We start from the raw sequence: 16,431 nt of genomic DNA, 5'->3' as shown, positions 1-16,431 counted from the left end.
ATGAGTACGCTTGACCAAAAGATCAACGAACACTTCCCCGGGTTGGTGGTGCGCAAAGACCTGGTGAAAACGGTCAAGGGCAACGCCATCGTCCCCTCATATGTGCTGGAGTATCTGCTCGGCCAATACTGCGCCACTAACGACGAGGCCACGATTCAAACCGGGATTGAAACGGTCAAGGAGATTCTGGCCAAGCACTATGTCCACCGCAACGAGGCCGGGCTGGTGCGCTCGAATATCAAGGAAAAGGGGCGCTACAAGGTCATCGATAAGATCAGCGTGGCCCTGAATGAGAAGACGGATGCCTACGAGGCACAGTTTTCCAACCTGGGAATCAAGAAAGTGTTGGTGGATTCTGGGACCGTGAAGGCCCACCCCAAACTGCTGGTAAGCGGCGTCTGGTGCATTGCGGACATCGAATACGTATTTTCTGAAGACCAGAACGTCAGCCCCTGGATTCTGTCCACCCTCAAGCCGATTCAGCTATCTCACTTCGACTATGACGCCTACGCCGCCGCGCGGCAGCAGTTCAGCACCGATGAGTGGATTGACCTGCTGATCCAGAGTATCGGCTTTAACCCGGAGATGTTCGGACGGCGCAGCAAGCTGACCCAACTGGTCCGCTTGATTCCGTTTTGCGAGCGGAACTACAACCTGATTGAACTGGGTCCCAAGGGGACGGGTAAATCCCACGTATATTCCGAATTCTCGCCCCATGGGATCCTGGTTTCTGGTGGTGAGGTCACTGTACCCAAGCTGTTTGTGAATAACTCCAGCGGCAAGATCGGCCTGGTGGGGTACTGGGATTGCGTGGCCTTTGACGAATTTGCCGGCAAACAGAAGCGCGTCGATAAAGCACTGGTCGACATCATGAAGAACTACATGGCCAACAAGTCTTTCTCCCGGGGTGTGGAAACCCTGGGCGCCGAAGCGTCCATGGTGTTCGTGGGGAACACCCGGCATACCGTGCCTTACATGCTGAAGCATTCGGACCTGTTCGATGAACTGCCGGACAAGTTCTACGATTCTGCCTTTCTGGACCGTATCCACTTCTACATTCCGGGATGGGAGGTCGACATCATCCGGGGCGAGATGTTCTCCGACGGCTATGGCTTTGTGGTGGACTATCTTGCGGAAATCCTGCGCTCGATGCGGAACTACGATTATTCCGATCAGTACCGGGAGCACTTTACCCTTTCTTCGGATATCTCGACCCGTGACCGGGATGGTATCAACAAGACCTTTTCCGGCTTGATGAAGATCCTGTTCCCCCAGGGGGGAGCGACCAGGGAAGAGGTGGAAGAAGTGCTGCGTTTTGCCATCGAGGGGCGCAAGCGGGTCAAGGACCAGTTACAGCGGATCGATACCACCTACGGCGAAGTACGCTTTTCCTATCAGGATCAACAAGGCCAGGAAATACTGGTCAGGACACTTGAGGAAGAAGAGTACCCGGGTTACTACCATCAGGCAGTGTCTACTCCTGATGGCGAGGGAGTAAATCCCGAGCCAACAGGGGACGTTAAAGGTGTCGAGCCCAAAGAGCCGAATGCCCCCGAGCCCGTACTGGAAGAAAAGCACCTGACTTTCCAGGAAAATCAGAAGGGCATCTCATTCGACGGCTTGTTTGGCGCCTACCTGAAAGGAGCCAGCAGGATCACTGTTACAGACCCCTACATCCGACTTTTCTACCAGATCCGCAATTTCATGGAGTTTCTCGAAGCCATCGTGAAAAACAAGGCCGACGAGAATGAAGTATCGGTTCATCTCATCACCGTCCGGGACGAATTCAAGGGTGACCTGCAAGACGAGAGTTTTGAAAAAATACAGGAATCCGCTCGCACCGTGGGCATCGACTTCACCTGGGAGTTTGACGAAAGCGGCACCATTCACGCCCGTCATATTGTTACGGACCACGGCTGGAAGATTTCACTGGATCGAGGGCTGGACATCTTTCAGCACTACGAGATGAATGAAGCCTTCGCGTTTGCCAACCGGTTGCAGCAGTTTCGGTCTAGCAAAGCCTTTGAGATAACTTATATAAAGTTTTGTTAATTAAGATTTTTCCCACATACTCAATAACATCTTTGACCTTGCTGCCTAAATATCCGCAAAGCCGGTCGACGTTTTCTGACTTGGTGTAGTGCTACTCAATCTGGAGGTGACGTCGCTCCTGATGGCTGCACTACAACCTGTGCAGCTACGAAGGGTAGGCGCTTCAGCATAACCCTCTGAAATCAAGCTGAGACTCGTAATTCTTTCTTTTCAACGCTCATCAGTGACCTGCTGCTGAGGGCTCGCACCGTTACCCAGCATTGGCAGGTGTTCAGCCGTTGCGATCTTGGCTAGGTGGAAGCTGGTGGCCATCACACTGCTAGCCGTTATACCCATACCGCAAACAGCAAGGGCGCTTCACAGGAAGCGCCCTCATCGTCACGTTAGAGAGAATGCGTGCCTTAAAACTCGACCGTCGCGGACAGCTTGAAGGTGCGTGGTTCGCCTTGGACCAGGTAGTTGGCAAAGGAGGTCGAGGCGCCGGACCAGTAATCTTCGTCGGTCACGTTGTCGATGCCTGCGCGCCATACCCAATCAGCGCCACCCAGCGGGGTGGTGTAGCGCAGGCCGAGATCGAGGCGTGTCCAGGCATCCAGCTGCAGGTCGTTGGCGACATCGGCGTACTGCGAGCCCGTGTGCAGGACGCGACCCGTGGCCGTGAGGCGTTCGATGAAGGGCGTGTCCCATTCGCCACCGAGCACAAACCGGTACTCAGGCACGCCCGTGGCGTCGTTTCCTTCGTTGCCATCCTGTGTCTTGGTGAGTTTGGCGTCGATCCAGGTCGCGCTGCTGAACAGGCGCACTCCGGGGGTCGGCTCGCCGTAAAGGCTTAGCTCCAGGCCGCGATTACGCTGCTCGTTATCCAGGTTGCCCACGCCATCGACGACCGCAGCCGAGGGCAGCTCGATCTGAAACAGGCTGATGCCACCGCCCAGGTTGCCGTAGTCGAACTTGGCGCCCACTTCGTGCTGTTCGGCACGGGCAATGCCCAGGTGCTGGCCAAAGTTCATCGCGGTGGTATCGGTGACCGTGCCGCCATCCTGCAAGGCTTCGACGTAGTTGGCGTAGAGCGAGACATTCTCCGTGGTCTTGAACACCGCGCCCACGGCGGGAGTGATCCGACGGTCGGCATAGCGGTTGCTGCTATCGGCACTGGGGCGTTCGTCGATTTCGAGCTCCTGATAGCGTGCGCCCAGTGTCAGCAGCAGCCGGTCATCGATGAAGCCCAGCGTATCGCTCAGCGTGACCCCTTGGGAGCGGGTGCGCGTTACGCTACCCCCCACGAACGGCGTGCCTTCCGGGCGGGATAAATCGACCGGGTTATAGATGTTGGTGGTGCCTGCCGAGAGGAAGCTCCAGTCGGTGTCGAACTTGCGATAGGCGCTGGAGTAGCCAACGGTGATGTCGTGGCTGACCGGGCCGGTCAGCACGTAGCCACGCAGCCCCGCCTGGCTAGCGAAGTTGTCGATGTGGTTGCTGGTTTCGAAGTCGTTGACGCTGGCGTTGCCCGCGTCATCGGTCAGGGTCGGAGTTGCCGATACGATGCCTTCGAGCGTGCGGTTACCGCCTATGGCCGCGAACGCGGTCCAGGCGTCGGTGAGGTCATATTCGCCCCGGACCATGCCGAAATTGGTTTCAAGCGCAGTTCCACCGAACGAGGGGGTGTAGTTCAACGAGGCGTCCGGCGCAGCGGGCACCTGGGTGGCCGCGCCGGTGTTGACGCTTGAGCGGCCATTATCCAGGGTGAGCTTTTGATGGCCGACATCGAGCAGTATCCGGCCTTGTTCGCCACGGTAGTCGAGCCCCACGACGGCGGAGGTATCGCGCTGGTTTTCGTCATCGATGGCGGTGTCACCCCGGCCGCGCGTGGCGCTTACCCGCGCCCCCCATTGCTGTTGATCACCATAACGCTGGCTGGCATCGACGCCCACTTCGCCGTAGCCATCGGAGCGATAGCCACTGGAGAGGTTGAGCATCGGGTCATTCCCTGCCCGCTTGGGCTCGATGTTGACGGTGCCGCCAATGCCGCCGTTCCCGCCGATGGGAATGCCCGAGGTAAAGGCACTGGCGCCTTTGAAGACTTCGACGCGCTCGGCAAGGTCGCTGTTGATGATCTGCCGTGGCAGGACACCGTAGAGGCCGCCATAGGCCACGTCGTCACCGGTCAGGTTGAAGCCGCGCACCTTGTACGCTTCGCCGTAGATGCCAAAGCCCAGCCCTACCGATACCGAGGCATCGTTTTGCAGCGTATCGCCCAGCGTCTGGGATTGCTGGTTCTCCATCAGCTCGCTGGTATAGCTGATGACGTTGAAAGGCACGTCCATCGCGTCCCTTTCACCGATCAGGCCCACGCGGCCCCCCGCCGCGATTTGGCCACCGGCGAAGGCTGGCGGCGGCGTATCGCCATAGGTGGGGATGGTGCCCGTGACAGTGACGGTATCCAGGGATTGGGTGTCGGCACTCGTTTGTGCCCAGGCGGCCACGGGCGTCATGCCCATTGCGAGCAGTGTCATCGCGCGCAACAGCCGTGCTTTGCGGCGCTGGGCCGCTGTGTTGGAGGTGTTCCCGAGAGGCATGGTATCGATCCAGTTTTGTGTACGGCAGCGCCTGGCGTTGGCGCCACGGCCACCTGCCCGATGTGGATCTATATGATAAACAAAATGAGAGACATTGGCATATGCAGGTGTGATTTTTTCGTGATGCCTTGCAAAAAGTGCCTATTGGCGTCTAAATGTGGTCTCTCTTTTCTGATGCTTTCGCTGCCATGTGCCACCGGTCGATGCTCTCTTTCCTGGCTCGCTGCTGTTTGATGGCCGCTTGCTGGCTGCCCTTGTCGAGTGCCCACGCGCAGTGGGCCACCCTCAACTGGACCATTGCCGAAACGCTGCTGGCCATCGACGCGCCGCTGAGCGGTACCGCTCAACACAAGGGCTACCATGAGTGGGTAGGGGAGCCAGGGATTCCCGATGGCGTTGCAGACCTGGGCCTGCGGTCGCAGCCCAACCTCGAACTCATGGCCCAGTCGCCCCCGGCGCACACGTTCATTTCACCGATGTTCGCCGGTTTGACGGAGCGGCTGGAGCGAGTGGCCCCGGTCACGTCGTTTTACCCCTATTCCCCCGGCACCCATACCTGGCAAGAGATACACACACTCACCCGCCAGTTGGGTGAGTTGACCAGCCGCCAAGAGCAGGCCGCGCAGCTCATCAACGAAACGCAGGCGCTGCTGGAAACGCTTCGCCAACAGCGCCCCGATGCGCCGCCGCTACTGATAGTGCAGTTCATGGATGCCCGTCATGTCAGGGTGTTTGGCGACAACAGCCTCTATCACGCCGTGCTGGAGCAGATCGACTTGGCCAATGCCTGGGACCGGCCCACTAACGCCTGGGGATTTTCACTGGTAGGGATCGAAGCGCTCTACGACTACCCAGAGGCCACGCTGGTCGTGGTCGAGCCGCTGCCCGCCGGAGTCGAAGCATCACTTTCGCAAAGTGGTTTATGGCAGCACTTACCCAGCGTTAAAAACGCCACGCTATTGCGCTTACCGCCGGTATGGAGTTTTGGCGCACTGCCTGCGGCGCAACGCTTCGCGCGGGAGCTGGTGGCTGCCCTGACGTTAAGCAGTTCCTTGGAGTAAGGGGTTGTGCGGTTAATGTTATTTTTGGGGCGGGCTGGAGGCTGTTCTCTATGTATCTGCCCAACCTCATCAAGGCCTTATCCCTCCCCAAACTGCACCACATGCTCAACAAAGCGGCGCACCTTGGCGAGCTCTCCCAGGTGTTCGGGGTAGACGAGGTAGTAGGCGTTGCGGCTGAGCAGTTGGTACGGCCATGCCAGGGCGAGCCGTTGGCTCTCCAGCTCTTCATCCACGGTAAAGTGGGGCACCAGTGCCACGCCGCCGCCTGCCATGGCGGTTCTGACCAGCATGGGGAAGGTTTCGAAACGGGTGCCGTGGTAGCTGCGCTCGGTCATGACGTGCTGACTGGCAAACCAGTGGTGCCAGGCATCCGGGCGGGTCGAAAGGTGCAGCAGCGGGCGCTGGGTCAAATCGTCGAGTGAATGAATGGGGTGCTGGGCCAGCCAGGTCGGGGAGGCGACGGCGACCATGAGGTCGTCGGCCAGCTTGTGGCAGGCCAGGTTGGGCCAGCTGCCATGCCCATACAAGAGGGCAATGTCGATGTTCTCCTGCTCCAGGTCGAAATCCTCGACGCGGTCGTGAAACGCCAGGCTGATACCAGGATGCGCCGCCATGAACGAGGGCAGCTTGTTGGCCAGCCAGCGGCTGCCGAAGCTGGGCAGGGTGGCGATGTTGAGCACTTCGCTATGGCCGCTGTACGTCATGATGGCTTGGGTGGACATCTCGATCTGGGTCAGCACCTTGCGCACATCGCTCAGGAAAATCGCCCCTTCGGGGGTCAGCAGCAGGCTGCGCCGTACTCGGCGGAACAACTTGTGCTCCAGGGTGGTTTCCAGCTGTGCCACCTGTTTGCTGACCGCGCTCTGGGTCAGGTTCAGCTCATCGGCGGCCCGGGTGAAGCTCATGTGGCGGGCGGCCGCCTCGAAGCACTGCATGGCGGTGATGGAAGGAAGATTGCGCATGGTGAACGCGGGCGCTCCTGGGCAAGCGTCACTCAACGGAATGACGGTAAGGAATCCTACCCTATCAAAGGGCTCCCTTGGGCGCCATGCTGTTGCGTACCCGGTGCTCGCCGCTCTTTATAAAAGCCTTTACGCATTCCTTTTTGGCATGCATTGAGTGCTTTTTTTCGTTTGTGGTTCGCTCCCCGAGTCGGTTTGATAGAACGCAGCGCAAGCACGTGTCATAAAGAGGCCATGAGGCTGGCGACGCGTGCCGTTCTTTATCGACCCCAGAGAGCTACAACATGTCCTTTATCACTACTGATGCAATACGCGACCGTTTTTCCAAGGCGATGTCGGCCATGTATCAAGCGGAAGTGCCGCAGTACGGTGCGCTGCTGGAACTGGTCGAGCGGGTAAACCATGAAACTCTTCAACAGCAGCCCGAGCTGCACCGCCGCCTGGAGGCTCAGGGCGAGCTGGCCCGGCTGAGCGTTGAGCGTCACGGGGCGATCCGGGTGGGCACCGAGGCCGAGCTTGCCATGTTGCGCCGGTTGTTTGCGGTCATGGGCATGTACCCGGTGGGGTATTACGACCTCTCGGAGGCGGGCGTGCCGGTGCACTCCACGGCGTTTCGGCCCATCGAGGACGAAGCCCTGACGCTGAACCCTTTCCGAGTCTTTACCTCTTTACTGCGCCTGGAGCTGATCGAGAGCGAGGCGCTGCGCCGTCGCGCCGAGGAGATTCTGGCCCAGCGGGATATCTTTACCCCCACGGTGCGGGCGCTCATCCAGCGCCACGAAACCCAGGGCGGGTTGAACAGTGAAGAGGCCGACCAGTTCGTCAGCGAGGCGCTGGAAACCTTCCGCTGGCATCAGGAAGCGACCGTCGACCTGGAAACCTATCAGGCGCTGCACGACGAGCATCGCCTGATTGCTGATGTGGTGTGTTTCAAGGGGCCGCACATCAACCACCTGACGCCCAGAACCCTGGATATCGATGAAGCGCAGCGTCGTATGCCGAGCATGGGCATGAACCCCAAAGCGGTGATCGAAGGGCCGCCCCGTCGGGAGTGCCCCATGTTGCTGCGCCAAACCAGCTTTCGGGCGCTGGAGGAGTCGATTCGTTTCGCCGGGGAGGCCCAGGGCACTCATACGGCGCGCTTTGGCGAAATCGAGCAGCGCGGCATGGCGCTGACCCCCAAAGGGCGGGCGCTTTATGATGAGCTGCTGAACCAGGGGCGTGCCCAGACCGCTGGCCTGGACAATGATGCCCACCAGGCCATCATGGAGCGCGTGTTCGCCGCGTTTCCGGACCACCACGAGGCGATTCGCACCGAGCAGCTGGCCTACTTCCACTATCACTTGACCGACGCCGGGCGGGCAGCCAAGGGCCGCGCCGAGCACGCCGACCTGGAAACGCTGCTGGCCCAGGGGTGGGTCGAGGCCCAGCCCATCACCTACGAAGACTTCCTGCCCGTCAGTGCCGCCGGTATTTTCCAATCCAACCTGGGCGGTAGCGAAAACGGCGCCTACGCCGGTAACGCAAACCGCGACGCCTTCGAAGCCGCCCTGGGCGCCCCGGTGCAGGATGAGCTGGCGCTGTATGCCGAACGCGAACAGCGCTCGAAAGAGGCCGTGCTGGCGTGGTTGGGTGGTCGAATAGGCTGATGGAGCGTTTACTAGCAGAGTGATCCGCTGGTGATGTTTTACTGAGGGCTCCTATAAGGGAGCCCTCAGTGCTTTAAAACTAAAGTTGGATACCTGGCCTTCTCTTTTTCACAGTACTCTATAATTGAAATGCGAATAATTGTTCGTATAGCAAACAACTACTAAAATAGAGGTATCCATGAACACATTGCTCAATGTCCGGAGTCTTGCCGCCTGTGGTGGTGCCGTTGCGCTTGCCCTCTCCATTTCTGCCGCGCAGGCCCAGGAGTGGCCTACGCAAGATGTGCGTCTGGTGGTTCCTTACGCGCCGGGTGGCACGACGGACGTTCTCGCGCGCCGTGTTGCGGACCTGTTGCAGGACGAACTGGGTGCCAATGTGGTGGTCGAAAACCGCCCAGGCGCGGGTTCCACCGTGGCGACAGGCCGCTTGGCGCGTGGCGGGCGGGACATTGACCATACCATTTTGATGGCGTCGCCTGGTCATACCATCGGCGCGGCCATCTACCCTGATCTCACCTACGACCCCGTCGAAGACTTTGTCTTCATCCAGAACCTGATCGACATCCCCAATGTGATGGTGGTGCCCGCCAGCAGCCCCTATAACGACGTGCTGGAGTTCGTCGAAGCGGCCAAAGAGCGCACCATGACCTTCAGCCACAGTGGCGTGGGCAGCTCCATTCATATGTCGGGAGAGCTGTTCAAGGCCCTGACCGAGACCAACATGACCGCCGTGCCCTTTGCCGGCAGCGGCGCCGCCTTGCCTGCACTGCTGGGTGGGGATGTGGACGTTTCTTTCGAGAACATGCCAACGGTCTTTCCCCACATCCAGACCGGTGACCTGAGAGCCCTGGCCGTGACCTCGGCAGAACGCTCAGAGTACCTGCCGGATGTGCCCACGCTGAGCGAAATCGGCGAGCACAACCTCGATCAGTTCATCACCACTGCGTGGTTTGGCCTGATTGCCCATAACTCTTTCCCTGACGAAGCCTCGGCGGCCATGCAGGAAGCGCTGGAAGAAGTCATGAACCGCGAAGAGTTCACCAGTTTCGTCACGCAGCTGGGAGCCGAAAAAGGCACGATCGCGGGTGACGACTTCAAGGCTTTCGTTGCCGAAGAAGTGGCTCGCTGGGATGACGTGGCCGCAGACGCCGGTATTCGTCAGGAATAAGCCGTATCGGCAATCGAGCGTGGTAAGGCGAGGTGTAGGGCTAACCTCGCCTTACTGATTTTTCGTGTAGAACCTTTCACGTCAAGAGAGTGCTCCGATGACGAAAACCGGTAGCGCGCTGATCAAGGACCCATGGGATGTGGTCACCGGGGTAGGGATGCTGGGCTTCTCCTTGCTGCTGCTGATCTATCTGGTGCCCAACTATATTGGTCAGCCCCCCATCATGCAGAACCCGATGATGTCACCCCGTTGGCTGCCCAATATCGTGGGTTGGCTGCTGCTGGTGTTTTCAGTGCTGCTGATCCTTCAGGGGTTTCTCGTTGCTGACAACGCCGAGGAGAGTGGTCGCCGTTTTGAACGAGGACCATGGCTGCGCTTTGCCCTCATGCTGTTGGCATTGCTGGTATATGCCGGGCTATTCGAGCTGCTGGGTGCCGTCATCAGCGGCATCATCGCCACGCTGATACTGTTCATTGCTCATCCGGTACGTAACGTGTGGAGCTACAGTCTGGCCATCGTTTTTCCAGTGGGAGTGACGCTGCTGTTTACTGAGGTAATGAATGTTCCGCTGCCTGCGTTGCCGTTTTGAGTCGGCGGCCATTACCGAGATCTGGTGATTTATGGAAAACATGACAGAAGTACTGCAGCTTTTTCTGGCCCCGGAGAACTTTCTGGCGATTGCCATCGGGGTGGTGATCGGCGTGATCGTGGGGTCCATCCCTGGCTTGACGGCCACCATGGCCGTGGCGCTGGCGCTCCCGTTCACCTTTTCCATGGAGCCCGTGGCGGCCATCCTGCTGCTGGTGGGTATCTATAAAGGGGGCATGTACGGTGGTTCCATCACGGCCATCCTGATACGTACGCCTGGCTCCCCGGCCTCTGCCTGTACCTTGCTGGATGGGTACCCCATGGCGCAGAACGGGGAGGCGAAGAAAGCGCTGAAAATGGCGCTCTATGCGTCGGTGATTGCCGACTTCATCTCCAATATCGCCCTGATCTTTTTTGCCGCTTATTTGGCCAAGATCGCGCTCAATTTCGGTGCGCCCGAATTCTTCTGGCTGATCTGTTTCTCGCTGACCATCATCATTTCCCTGGCCAGTGGTTCCATGGTCAAAGGGTTGATTGCTGCCTTGCTGGGGATTCTTCTGTCGCTGGTGGGGTTGGACTCCGTGTTTGGTTCCCAAAGGCTCACGTTCGGCAATTACAACCTGATGGATAGCATCTCGTTCATCCCGCTGTTGATCGGTCTGTTTGCCATTCCCGAGATCATCGAGTTCTACCGTAAAAAGGTGGTGCCGCACTTTCGTGCCAAGGCGAGTGGGGCTGGGGTTACCCTGGGCGAGATGAAGCGCAGCCTCAAAAGCATCGTCAGGGGCAGCCTGATCGGGGTCATCATCGGGGCCATTCCAGGCACTGGCGCCACGGCGGCGGCGTTCATCTCTTACAGCGATGCCAAGCGCCGCTCGCCCAATGCCGACCGTTTCGGTAAAGGGGAAGTGGAAGGCGTGGCGGCATCCGAGGCCGGTAATAACGGTGTGGCAGGGGCGACGCTGATTCCGCTGTTGTCGCTGGGCATTCCGGGGGATGTGATCACCGCGATCATTCTGGGCGCTTTCATGGTCCATGGCCTTACTCCTGGGCCGCTGCTGTTCCAGGAAAACCTTTCGCTCATCTATGCGCTGTTCCTGGGCATCATGCTGAGTTCGGTGATTCTGCTGTTCGTGGGTAATGCCGCCATCCGTTATTTCTCGCTGATTGCGGATATTCCGAAATCGATCCTGTTCCCCATCGTCTTGATGTTCTGCGTGTACGGCGCTTATGCCGTCAACAACGACACCTTCGACGTCTGGTTGATGCTGGCCTTTGGCGTGCTGGGGTATGTGTTCAACCGGACGGGGATCCCGGCGGCCCCCTTCCTGATCGGCTTCATCCTGGGGCCCATGTTCGAGGACAACCTGCGTCGCTCGCTGCTGATTGGTGCCAATGAGCTGTCCATCTTCGTGCGCGGGCCGATTACCTGGTTCTTCATCGCGCTGACGATAGGCTCGATCTTGCTGGCGCTCTATCGGTTCGTCTCCTCACGTCAAAAGGCGCGGCAGCGCGTGAACGAACCCGATGCGTAAGCTTGGGTAGCAAGCCCCGCTCAGGGCTTGTCGTGTCATCAGCCTCCTTGCCCGGCGGGCAAGGGGGCTGATGTGTTTTAGCCTACCGTGACCCCGCCACACACGAACAGGGTTTGCCCCGTGACGAAGCTGCTTTCCGGCGCGCAGAAAAAGCTGACGGCGTTGGCCACGTCTTCGGGGGTGCCCATGCGCTGCACAGGGATATTGTCGATGATGCGGCGTGCCTGCTCCGAGTCGGGTGGGTTGTTCTCCCAAAACGCCGTCGTCGCAATGGGCCCTGGTGCCACGCAGTTCACCGTAATGCCATCGGCCGCCAGCTCTAGCGCCCAGGTGCGGGCCATGGCCTGCAAGGCGCCCTTGGTGGCGCTGTAGAGCGTTCTCGCTTCTTTACCCAGCACCACCCGGCTGGCATTCATGACGATACGCCCGTGGCCCTGCGCGCGCATGGCAGGCAGCAGTGCCTGAGTGCACATCAGCGCCGAACGCACGTTGAGGTGCATCAACAGGTCGAAATCCTCAAGGTTGGCCTCTTCCAACATGGCGGGGCGCACAATGCCCACATTATTGACCAGGCACGTGACCGGCTGCGTGTTGGCAATCGTTTCCAGCACCTGCTGCGTGGCGTCGATATCGCTGAGGTCGACGACGTGGGCATCTGCTTGTAGCGACGCTGCCTGGGGTGTCTCGATGTCGAGCACGATCACGCGATACCCATCGTGCTGAAGGCGCAGCGCAATGGCTTGACCTATGTTGCGTGCTCCTCCGGTGACGACCGCGCAGGGGTTAGGCATGGAATGGTCCTTGTAGAGAGGGGGCCGCGAAGGCCGTGTAGAAGATAGGGTCTTGTTGAACATGCTTTATGCGTACACAAGTTCGCATAGCGACCATTGTGCGCATGCAACCCTGATCGGCAATGCGACTTTTGTCGTCAAAGGCGGTGATGGGGGCGCCCATACCTCAGGTGCGGCATGAGCGCGGAGGGCGTGAGCGTTACATGCTGACGGTGAGGCGGATGAGACGCGCTTTTTCCTGCAGAAGCGGCTGATAGGTGTTCAGCAGGGTTGCCAAGTCCACGCGGGCTGCGTTGGTGCTGATGTTGATGGCGCCGATCAGCTTCTCATGGGTATCGAATACCGGTACTGCAATCGAGCGAAGGCCCGAATCAAGCTCCTGATCCGTGATCGCATACCCTTGTGTGCGCGCTTCCTGAATCGCTTTCTTGAGTGCTGCGACATCGGTGAGAGTTTTGTCGGTATAGCGGGTCAGGGTGGTCTGGCTCAAATAGCGATCCAGCGCTTCATCCGAGAGTTGAGCCAGCAAGACTCTGCCCATGGACGTATAGACCGCAGGCAGGCGGGTTCCTACCGACAAGGAAATGGCCATCAAACGGTGTGGCGCCGCAGAGCGAGCCAGATAGATCACGTCGTCCCCATCCAGCACGCCCAGCGATGAAGACTCGCCGCACTGCTGCGTAATGTCCTCCAGGTACTGCTGAATCACGCCGCGATAATTATTGGAGGCCAGGAAAGAGTAGCCCAGTTGAAGCACCTTGGGCGTCAGCTCGAAATAGCGCTGCTGTTTGCGTACATACCCCAGGGCGTGCAGCGTCAGCAGGAAGCGGCGTGCTTTTGCTCGGTTCATGCCTGTGCGTTCGGCCACTTCGCTAAGTGTCATCCGCGTATGCGTTTCATCGAAAGCCATCACCACTTCCAGCCCGCTGGCGAGCGCCGATACGAAGTCGCGATCCGTCGGCTGGAGTGCATCGTCTTGCGTGGTATTGCTCATGAGCGTCTCGGTGTCATTGATTTGAACAACTGATCATTGCGCAAAAATAACATTTTGTTCGAATGACGAACAATAGCCGCCTTCGTTCGCCAGGATACGGTGTTGACTTATCGCGCCATGGGCGGTAATTTTGTTCGCAAAAAGAATCTATGTTCGTTATGCGAATAAAAACAGTCAAATCATCATCAACGAAAAGGCAACCAACAATGGCCGAGTTTCTCAGCTTGCATGACGCGGTAGCGCGCTACGTCCAGGACGGCGCTACCGTGGCCATGGAAGGGTTTACCCATTTGATTCCTTTTGCGGCAGGTCACGAAGTGATCCGCCAGAAAAAGCGCGACCTGACGCTGATTCGGATGACCCCAGATATCATCTACGACCAGCTGATCGGGGCGGGTTGCGCCAGGAAAGTGATCTTTTCCTGGGGCGGTAACCCGGGCGTGGGTTCCTTGCATCGCCTGCGCGATGCCGTTGAGAAAGGCTGGCCGCATCAGGTCGAGATTCTGGAGCATAGCCACGCCGCCATGGCCTGCGCCTTCGAAGCAGGGGCCGCTGGCCTGCCGCTGGCCGTGCTGCGTGGCTACGTGGGGAGCGAGCTACCCAGCGTCAATGAGCAGATCAAGTTCATCGAATGCCCCTTTACCGGCGAGCGCTTGGCCGCCGTGCCCTCCGTGCGCCCCGATGTTTCCATCATCCACGCGCAGCGGGCCGACCGGCAGGGGAATGTACTGGTGGAAGGAATCGTCGGCGTGCAGAAAGAAGCCGTGTTGGCGGCCAGGCAGAGCATCGTCACGGTGGAAGAGATCGTCGATGACCTGAACGCCCATCCGAATGCCTGTGTGATCCCCAGTTGGGCGATCAGCGCGATTGCCGTCGCCGAAAAAGGGGCGCTGCCCTCTTATACCCACGGCTACTACGGGCGTAGTAACCGTTTCTATAAAGAGTGGGATGCCATTGCCCGTGACCGGGATACCTTCACCCAGTGGCTCGATGATAACGTGTACCGCACTGCCAGCAATCCCGCAGGAGGCCAAGCCTGATGAGTCTGGAATATACCTCTTCTGAAATGATGTCGGTGACCGCCGCGCGGGCGCTGGAAAATGGCATGACCTGTTTTGTGGGCATTGGGCTCCCCTCGGAAGCGGCCAATCTGGCGCGCCTGACCCATGCCCCGGAAGTGGTCCTGATCTACGAATCCGGCACCCTGCAAACCAAACCCGATGTGCTGCCTCTCTCCATTGGGGATGGTGAGCTGGCCGAGACGGCGCTGACCACCGTGGCCGTGCCTGAGATGTTTCGCTACTGGCTGCAGGGCGGCAAGATCGACGTGGGCTTTCTGGGCACCGCGCAAATCGACCGCTACTGCAACCTGAACACCACCTTGATTGGTGATTATCGTGAGCCCAAAGTGCGCCTGCCGGGCGGCGGCGGTGCCCCGGAAATTGCCACCAATGCGGGCGAGGTGTTCATCACCCTCAAGCACTCTCGGCGTGCCTTCGTGGAGCGCGTGGATTTTGTGACGACGCTCGGGTTTGGCCGTGATGGCAAGGGGCGCGATAACGTGCCCAATATCGGCAAGGGCCCCACCCGTGTGATCACCGACCTGTGCGTGATGAAGCCCGACCCGGACACCAAAGAGTTGGTGGTGGTCTCGCTGCATCCGGGCGTGACCCGTGACGATGTGATTGAGGCCACTGGTTGGGAGATTCGCTTTGCCGAACAGCTCGAGAGCACACCGGAGCCCAGCGAACACGAATTAACCATCTTGCGTGAGCTGAAAGCGCGCACCGAGCGGGCCCACGCGGGCGCATGAGGAGTTTGCCATGAGTGACGTTTATCTTTGTCATCCCCGTCGCACCGCCATTGGTCGCTTTGGCGGCACCCTGGCCAGCGTGCGTCCCGACGACTTTGCCGCCGCGATTTTCAAGGCAGTACTGGCTGACGCGCCGAACCTGGACCCGGTGGCCATCGAAGAAGTCTTTATGGGCTGCGCCAACCAGGCGGGAGAAGACAACCGCAACGTGGCGCGCATGGCGTCGCTGCTGGCGGGCATGCCCACCTCGGTTCCCGGCACGACCATGAACCGCCTGTGTGGTTCAGGGATGGATGCCGTGGGCACCGCTTTCCGCGCCATCAAGGCGGGCGAAATGGAGCTGGCGTTGGCGGGCGGTGTGGAGTCCATGTCTCGGGCGCCCTACGTCATGGGCAAGGCCGACAGTGCCTTTGCCCGCAGCCAGACCATCGAAGACACCACCATCGGCTGGCGCTTTATCAATCCTGCGATGAAGAAGGCCTATGGGGTGGACTCCATGCCGGAAACCGCCGAAAACGTCGCGGAGCAGTTCAATATCTCCCGGGAAGACCAGGACGCCTTTGCGCTGCGCTCCCAGCAAAAAGCCGCCGCGGCCCAAAAGGCCGGTCGCTTTGCCCAGGAGATCACTGCCATCGAGATTCCGCGTCGCAAGCAGGCAGCGCTGCTTTTCGACCAGGACGAACACCTGCGGGAAACCACGCTGGAGAAGCTTGCGGGCCTGCCGACGCCTTTCCGTGATGGGGGCAGCGTCACGGCGGGCAACGCCTCGGGCGTCAACGACGGAGCGGCGGCCATGCTGGTGGCCAGCGAAGCCGCGGTCAAACGCCATGGCCTGACCCCGATGGCCAAAATTATCGGCATGGCCACCGCCGGTGTCGAACCGCGCATCATGGGTTACGGACCGGTGCCCGCCGTGCAGAAATTGCTCGAGCGCACGGGGATCGCCATGGACGATATCGATGTGTTCGAATTCAACGAGGCCTTTGCTGCCCAAGCCTTGGCCTGTATGCGCGACTTGGGGCTGGCCGACGATGACCCACGCGTCAACCCGAACGGCGGTGCCATCGCTTTGGGGCACCCGCTGGGGATGTCGGGTGCGCGGCTGCTGCTGACGGCGGCCCACGAACTGCAAAACAGTGGCAAGCGCTATGCGCTGTGCACCATGTGTGTCGGCGTGGGGCAGGGCATTGCGACGCTGATCGAACGCGTTTGAGCATACGCTAAACGAAAAGTGCCTAGCAT

General features: G+C 59.5%; 13 protein-coding genes. 9 read left to right on the top strand and 4 right to left on the bottom strand.

Annotated features, from left to right (window positions below):
• Positions 1 to 2,052 carry a BREX system Lon protease-like protein BrxL gene (gene brxL, locus RVM26_RS14365; RefSeq protein ID WP_498939345.1) on the top strand — a complete coding sequence of 684 codons (2,052 nt, stop codon included), beginning with the start codon at positions 1 to 3 and terminating at the stop codon, positions 2,050 to 2,052.
• Positions 2,053 to 2,453: 401 nt separating this feature from the next.
• Here brxL and RVM26_RS14360 read toward each other — a convergent pair whose 3' ends face one another.
• A complete protein-coding gene (locus RVM26_RS14360; RefSeq protein WP_498939343.1) occupies positions 2,454 to 4,628 on the bottom strand; it encodes a TonB-dependent receptor in 2,175 nt (724 codons plus the stop codon).
• A gap of 155 nt (positions 4,629 to 4,783) precedes the next feature.
• Between RVM26_RS14360 and RVM26_RS14355 the strand changes: the two genes are divergently transcribed.
• Positions 4,784 to 5,689, top strand: a complete 906-nt coding sequence (locus RVM26_RS14355) for an iron-siderophore ABC transporter substrate-binding protein (RefSeq protein ID WP_498939342.1) — start codon at positions 4,784 to 4,786, stop codon at positions 5,687 to 5,689.
• Positions 5,690 to 5,766: 77 nt separating this feature from the next.
• Here the strand turns inward: RVM26_RS14355 and RVM26_RS14350 are convergent, their stop codons facing one another.
• Positions 5,767 to 6,651, bottom strand: a complete 885-nt coding sequence (locus RVM26_RS14350) for a LysR substrate-binding domain-containing protein (protein WP_096921921.1) — start codon at positions 6,649 to 6,651, stop codon at positions 5,767 to 5,769.
• Between the two features lie 284 nt (positions 6,652 to 6,935).
• On the opposite strand from RVM26_RS14350, the gene hglS reads away from it, so the two are divergent.
• The 4 genes from hglS to RVM26_RS14330 all read left to right on the top strand — a co-directional run bounded on the left by hglS (position 6,936) and on the right by RVM26_RS14330 (position 11,591).
• Complete coding sequence (gene hglS, locus RVM26_RS14345; protein WP_498939339.1) at positions 6,936 to 8,300, top strand: VOC family protein; 1,365 nt, start codon at positions 6,936 to 6,938, stop codon at positions 8,298 to 8,300.
• 178 nt (positions 8,301 to 8,478) lie between these two features.
• Complete coding sequence (locus RVM26_RS14340) at positions 8,479 to 9,468, top strand: Bug family tripartite tricarboxylate transporter substrate binding protein (RefSeq protein WP_498939338.1); 990 nt, start codon at positions 8,479 to 8,481, stop codon at positions 9,466 to 9,468.
• 97 nt (positions 9,469 to 9,565) lie between these two features.
• Positions 9,566 to 10,057: a tripartite tricarboxylate transporter TctB family protein gene (locus RVM26_RS14335; RefSeq protein WP_039174873.1), complete on the top strand. Its 492-nt coding sequence runs from the start codon at positions 9,566 to 9,568 to the stop codon at positions 10,055 to 10,057.
• A 31-nt stretch (positions 10,058 to 10,088) separates the two neighbouring features.
• Positions 10,089 to 11,591: a tripartite tricarboxylate transporter permease gene (locus RVM26_RS14330; protein ID WP_039174875.1), complete on the top strand. Its 1,503-nt coding sequence runs from the start codon at positions 10,089 to 10,091 to the stop codon at positions 11,589 to 11,591.
• Positions 11,592 to 11,668: 77 nt separating this feature from the next.
• Here RVM26_RS14330 and RVM26_RS14325 read toward each other — a convergent pair whose 3' ends face one another.
• Both RVM26_RS14325 and RVM26_RS14320 read right to left on the bottom strand, forming a co-directional pair.
• Entirely contained in the window at positions 11,669 to 12,382 is a 714-nt protein-coding gene (locus RVM26_RS14325; RefSeq protein WP_039174877.1) for an SDR family NAD(P)-dependent oxidoreductase, read from the bottom strand.
• 199 nt (positions 12,383 to 12,581) lie between these two features.
• A complete protein-coding gene (locus RVM26_RS14320; protein WP_498939334.1) occupies positions 12,582 to 13,376 on the bottom strand; it encodes an IclR family transcriptional regulator in 795 nt (264 codons plus the stop codon).
• A 206-nt stretch (positions 13,377 to 13,582) separates the two neighbouring features.
• Between RVM26_RS14320 and RVM26_RS14315 the strand changes: the two genes are divergently transcribed.
• The 3 genes from RVM26_RS14315 to pcaF are packed head-to-tail and all read left to right on the top strand — an operon-like array spanning position 13,583 to position 16,402.
• Positions 13,583 to 14,416, top strand: coding sequence for a CoA transferase subunit A (locus RVM26_RS14315; protein WP_498939332.1), 834 nt, complete (start codon positions 13,583 to 13,585; stop codon positions 14,414 to 14,416).
• A complete protein-coding gene (locus RVM26_RS14310) occupies positions 14,416 to 15,189 on the top strand; it encodes a CoA-transferase subunit beta (protein WP_096921927.1) in 774 nt (257 codons plus the stop codon). The genes RVM26_RS14315 and RVM26_RS14310 overlap by 1 nt, the downstream gene beginning before the upstream one ends.
• Positions 15,190 to 15,199: 10 nt before the next feature.
• Positions 15,200 to 16,402, top strand: a complete 1,203-nt coding sequence (gene pcaF / locus RVM26_RS14305; protein ID WP_498275621.1) for a thiolase family protein — start codon at positions 15,200 to 15,202, stop codon at positions 16,400 to 16,402.
• The last annotated feature ends 29 nt before the right edge of the window (positions 16,403 to 16,431 follow it).

The sequence above is a fragment of the Halomonas sp. KM072 genome, from assembly GCF_050710315.1.
GTDB lineage: Bacteria > Pseudomonadota > Gammaproteobacteria > Pseudomonadales > Halomonadaceae > Vreelandella > Vreelandella hamiltonii.
This window is presented reverse-complemented; position numbering and strand designations above follow the sequence as displayed.